This is a genomic window from Comamonas sp. B-9 (assembly GCF_000410635.1).
In the GTDB taxonomy this organism is placed as follows: Bacteria; Pseudomonadota; Gammaproteobacteria; order Burkholderiales; family Burkholderiaceae_C; genus Comamonas.
In genome coordinates this window covers 3,987-9,047 of the sequence record NZ_KE148560.1, presented here as the reverse complement: position 1 = coordinate 9,047, position 5,061 = coordinate 3,987, and the positions used below count along the sequence as shown (strand labels likewise).

Here is a 5,061-nt window from a genome sequence, read left to right as displayed (position 1 = left end):
CACGGCGCTGGGGCCGCGTCAGCGCGGGCGAGCCCAGCGATGCCGGAATGGAGCCCGCCTGCAGACTGACAGCCATCGCCCGCTGCCAGGCACGCTCATGCGCAGGGGATTGCGCCCGCCAGCGTGCCAGCGCGGCCTGGGCATCTGCGCTGCCGGCCTCCTCTTGCAGACGCACAAACCATTCGGCCGCCTGCATCGCCACCTCGCGGGTGATGAGGGGCGTGGCCGCAGGCGCGGGCACGGGCGCGGGCGGCGGATTCCAGACGCTCATGGCGGCAACCTCAGTCCGCCAGCAAAATGCACTCGGCCATGGCCTGGGCCATATAGCGCTTGACCGAGCGCAGGCCCACGCCCAGCACCTGGGCAATCTCGGCATAGGTCAGGCCGTCGATCTGCGAGAGGATGAACACCGCCCTTACCTTGGCCGGCAGTGCATCGAGCATCGCATCGACCTCCTGCAAGGCTTGCAGAATGGCCAGTTGCCGCTCGGGCGAGATGGCCTCGGGCTCGGGCAACCCCGCCAGCGCCTGCAGATAGGCCTGCTCCAGCGACTGCCTGCGCAGGTGGTTGACCAGCACATGCTTGGCCACCGTGGCCAGGTAGGCACGCGGGGCGCGCAGCGCAGCGGCCGGCGGCGTAGCCGCGCTGGCATCGCCATGGCTGGCAGCGGGGCTCAGCAGCCGCACAAAGGTGTCTTGCGCCAGGTCTGCTGCCTGGTGCGCATCACCGAGCCGGCGGCGCAGCCACCCTTGCAGCCAGCCATGGTGCTCCACATAGAGCGCGGCAATATCGGGCAGCATGGGGGCAGGCTGCAGGGGCATGGGGCTGGTCGCAGTCATGGGGCACACCGCAGTCCGACTGTCAGCGCTTAGAAGTCCACACTGGCGCTGACCGTGAAGGTGCGCGGGTTGGACAGCACCAGGTAGCCGGTCGAACCCACCGAGGCCCAGTAGTTGCGGTTGGCTGCGTTCTCCACGCGGGCACGCAGGGTCACCAGGCGGCCATCGATTTCGGTCAGGTAGCGCGCGCCCAGGTCAAAGCGGGTCCAGCCTGCCACCTGCAAGGTATTGGTCGCATTGGCGTAGCTGCTGCCGGTGGCCACCGCGCGGCCATCCAGGCTCAGGCCACGCAGGCCCGGCACATCCCACTCCAGGCCCAGATTGCCTTGCTGGCGGGGCACGCCAATCACGCGCTTGCCAGCATTGGGGTTGTTGCCATCGGCCAGCTGCTTGGCATCCAGCCAGGTGACGCCACCGAGCACACGCAGGCCGCGTGTGACCTGGCCGAACACATTGAGCTCCAGGCCACGGTGGCGGTCCATGCCTTCAGGGCCGTAGACGCCCGAGATGGAATTGCGGAACACGCGCGGCTTGTCGGTGGTGAACCAGGCCAGGCCCGCGCCGATATCGCCACCGTCCCACTTCAGGCCCACTTCCTTTTGCTTGGAGACATAGGGCGCCAGCGCCGCGCCGGCATTGGCCACCGGCAGGCCCGACGACAGCGCCGGTGCAATCTCGCCCGGGGTCAGGCCTTCTATGTAGTTGGCGTAGAGCGATACCCGCTCGGCCGGCTTGAACACGACCGCAGCCATCGGACTGGTGCGGCTCTTGTCTACCTTGGGCGCTGCAATGCCGGTGTTATAGGCAAAGGTCTGCGTCTCAATGGTCTGGTGGCGCACACCCAGCGTGAGCAGCAGGCGCTCGTCGAACATCGACAAGGTGTCCGACAAGGCCAGGCTCGACAGCTTGATGCGGGCCTGCACGGCCGGGTCATCCAGATCGTTCGAGCTGGTGCCCAAGGGCGGTGCCGCGCCGTAGACCGGGTTGTAGAGATTGGTGGCCAGCGCACCGGCTGCGGGCTGCGAGTAGAAAGCGTTCTTGCGCTTGTCCGAGAAAGCCGAGGCTGCCAGCACGATGCTGTGGCCAATGCTGCCGGTGGTCAGCTTGCCGCGCAGGCCGACTTCGCCGGTAAAGATGTCATCGGCGCGGGTATTGTCAAAGCGCCCTTGGGTGCCGCTGCCGGTGCTGCCATTGTTCAGGGTCAGGCTGGCGAGCGAGTTGCGCTCGCGGCCAAAGCGTGCACCGCCGGCCACCCAGGCAGTGAGCCGGCTGTTGATGTCGTACTCGGCGCGAACCGAGCCAAAGCTGTCGCGCTCGTTCGAGTAGGTCCAGGGCTGGGCAAAGTTTTTGCTGTTGTCCGGAGCGCTGGGCACCTGGGTCACCGCGGCGCCCAAGGTCACATTGGGGCGTGGCGTGGTCAGCTTGTGGCTTTGGTAGCCCACATCGGCCGACAGGCGCAGATTGCTGGAGCGCCAATCCATCCCCAAGGACACCACACTCAGGTCGACGCCTTCGTCGTCGATCGTGGTATCGCCCTTGCGCTTGGCCACGTTGAGGCGCAGGCCGGTGGCCTGGTCGGGGCCAAAGCGGCGGCTGATGTCGGCCGCGGCATAGCCTTGCGCGCCGCTCGAGCCGCCCACGCTGACCCGTGTCAGCGGCTCGTTCGACGCACGCTTGGGCAGCAGGTTCAGGGCGCCGCCAATGCTGTCACCGGCGGGCGAGGCCCCATTCAAAAAGCCGCTGGCGCCGCGCAGCAGCTCCACGCGCTCAAACAGCTCGGCCGACACATACTGGCGCGGCAGCAGGCCGTAGAGGCCGTTGTAGGCAATGCTGTCCGAGCCCAGCACAAAGCCGCGCACAAAATACGATTCCTGGAAGTTGCCAAAACCGCGCGAGACCCGCACCGAGGCATCGTTTTGCAGTACATCGCCCACGCTGCGGGCCTGCTGGTCGCGGATCAGATCCTGGGTGTAGGCCGTCGTCGAGAACGGCGTGTTCATGATGTCTTCGGTGCCCAGAATGCCCACGCGGCCGCCGCGCGCGACCTGGCCGCCGGCATAGGCCTTGGACAGGCCCTGCGCCGATGCATCGGCACTGGCGTTGACGGTCACGGTCGGCAAGACGCTGTCTTCGCCGGCAGCTGGCGCCACTGCGGCGGTGGTGGGAGCGGTGTCAGCAGCGCCCTCCTGGGTTTGGGCCAAAGCGGGGGCGCCAGCAAAAGACACCAGCAGAGCGACTGCGCCAGCCACCGGGTGGAGCGCAAAACGGGAAGCAAAAAACATACAGACAACCAGCCAAGAAGCAAATGAGACTGATTATCAATCATGCATCTGAGCGCCCCGGCAAACTGGCGCAAATCAGGGGCTTTGTCAGAGGCAAGTGTTGCCTGTAGCTGACAGACTGGGCACTGGCGTTGCTGCACCGCCCTGCCCCCAAAAAGCAAAAGGCCGGATGCGGTGCAGTGCACCATCCGGCCTTTTCTCTGATCGGGTGTGCCCGGCCATCCAGCCGGGCAGCCGCTATCAGGCGAAATTGCTTTCCGCAAACTTCCAGTTCACCAGCTTGTCGAAGAAGGTTTCAACAAACTTGGGGCGGGCATTGCGGTAGTCGATGTAGTAGGCATGTTCCCAGACGTCAACGGTCAGCAGCGCTTTGTCGTCGGTGGTCAGCGGGGTGCCAGCGGCGCCGGTGTTGACGATGTCCACCGAGCCATCGGGCTTCTTGACCAGCCAGGTCCAGCCCGAGCCAAAGTTGCCCACGGCCGAAGCCTGGAAGGCCTTCTTGAACTCGGCGTAGCTGCCCCACTTCTTGTTGATGGCATCGGCCAGCGCGCCGCTAGGCTCAGCGCCGCCGCCGGGGGTCATGCAGTTCCAGAAGAAGGTGTGGTTCCAGATTTGAGCGGCCTGGTTGTAAATACCACCGGTCGCCTTCTTGATCACGGCTTCCAGTTCCAGGTTCTCGAACTCGGTGCCCTTTTGCAGCTCGTTGAGCTTGTCCACGTAGGCCTTGTGGTGCTTGCCGTGGTGGTATTCCAGCGTTTCCTGGCTGTAAGCAGGGGCCAGGGCATCAATCGCATAGGGCAGTGGTGGCAGAGTGCGTTCCATCGTGGTTTCCTCGTGGTTGGTATGGTTTCAAAGCCGGGCCAGGCGGTGTTGGCAAACACCGGCCAGCCAGCAGCCTCAGTAGTCGATTGTAAAAAGGAAAATCGACCCGTTTATGAATACGGGTTCAGCCCATTTACTATGACGACGATAGCATGCGAGCCAGACGGCACGGCGTCAGAATCCACCGCCAATCGATCGCCTGCACACCGAACCAACTTAGACCAGCAAGCGCTGGGTCGCCACCATATCGACACTGCCATCGGCCAGCTCGGCATGCAGGGCCTTGCCCGGTGTCGCCTGGGTTACCGAGCTCACCACCTGGCCTTGCATGTCGGTCAGCAAGGCATAGCCCCGTGACAGCACCTGGCGCGGGTTGAGCAGCTCCAGCCGCGCATGCAGCTGCGCCAGGCGCTGCTCGCTGCGCTCCAGATGGCGCGCGGCCACCGTCGGGAACACGCTGGCCAGGTGCTGCACCCGCTTGTCTTGGCCATGCAACTGGCTTTGTGCAGCACTTTGCAGGCGGCGGCCCAGGCGGTCCAGCATCTGCTGCTGGCCGTGCACCAAGGAGGATGGCCTGCCGATCTGGCGCGCGGCCATGTCCAGGCGCTGCTGCTGGCGGTCCAGATGGCGCTCAACACCATCGGCCAGGCGCTGCTCGGCAAGCTGCAACGCAGCCAGCCAGACATCGCGCGGCTGGCAGACCAGCTCGGCAGCGGCCGTGGGCGTGGGCGCGCGCAGGTCGGCGCAGAAATCGGCGATCGTGAAGTCGGTCTCATGCCCCACGCCGCTCACCAGCGGCACCGGGCTTTGCACCACGGTGCGGGCCAGCTGCTCATCGTTGAAGGCCCAGAGGTCCTCCAGCGAGCCACCGCCGCGCACCAGCAAGATGGTGTCGATGGGCACCGCCGGCGCGTCAATGCTCAGGCGGGCGTCATAGGCGATCTGGGCCTCGGCCAGGCGGTAGAGCTTTTGCAGCGCAGCCACCATCGATGGCGCCGCCTGCGCGCCCTGCACCAGCGCGGGCACCAACACCACCGGCAGCTGCGGCACGCGGCGGCGCAAGGCCGTCACCACATCGTGCAGTGCCGCCGCGCCCAGCGAGGTGACGATGCCGATGC

Annotated in this window: 5 protein-coding genes; all 5 read right to left on the bottom strand. The window is 65.8% G+C overall.

The window, feature by feature from the left end; genetic code table 11:
- On the bottom strand, window positions 1–271 hold a 271-nt coding region (locus H928_RS0110935; protein WP_027010815.1), incomplete at its 3' end, for a FecR/PupR family sigma factor regulator.
- A gap of 10 nt (window positions 272–281) precedes the next feature.
- On the bottom strand, window positions 282–821 hold the full coding sequence (locus H928_RS0110930; protein ID WP_027010814.1) for a sigma-70 family RNA polymerase sigma factor: 540 nt from the start codon (window positions 819–821) through the stop codon (window positions 282–284).
- A gap of 47 nt (window positions 822–868) precedes the next feature.
- Window positions 869–3,121 (bottom strand): TonB-dependent siderophore receptor, encoded by a 2,253-nt coding sequence (locus tag H928_RS0110925; RefSeq protein WP_021026540.1) that lies wholly within the window; start codon window positions 3,119–3,121, stop codon window positions 869–871.
- A 240-nt stretch (window positions 3,122–3,361) separates the two neighbouring features.
- The gene (locus tag H928_RS0110920; protein WP_021026539.1) at window positions 3,362–3,943 is read right to left on the bottom strand and encodes a superoxide dismutase; all 582 of its coding nucleotides are present in this window, start codon (window positions 3,941–3,943) and stop codon (window positions 3,362–3,364) included.
- A 216-nt stretch (window positions 3,944–4,159) separates the two neighbouring features.
- Window positions 4,160–5,061 (bottom strand): exodeoxyribonuclease VII large subunit (gene xseA / locus H928_RS27250; protein WP_043339685.1); only part of this gene is annotated, 902 nt, incomplete at its 5' end.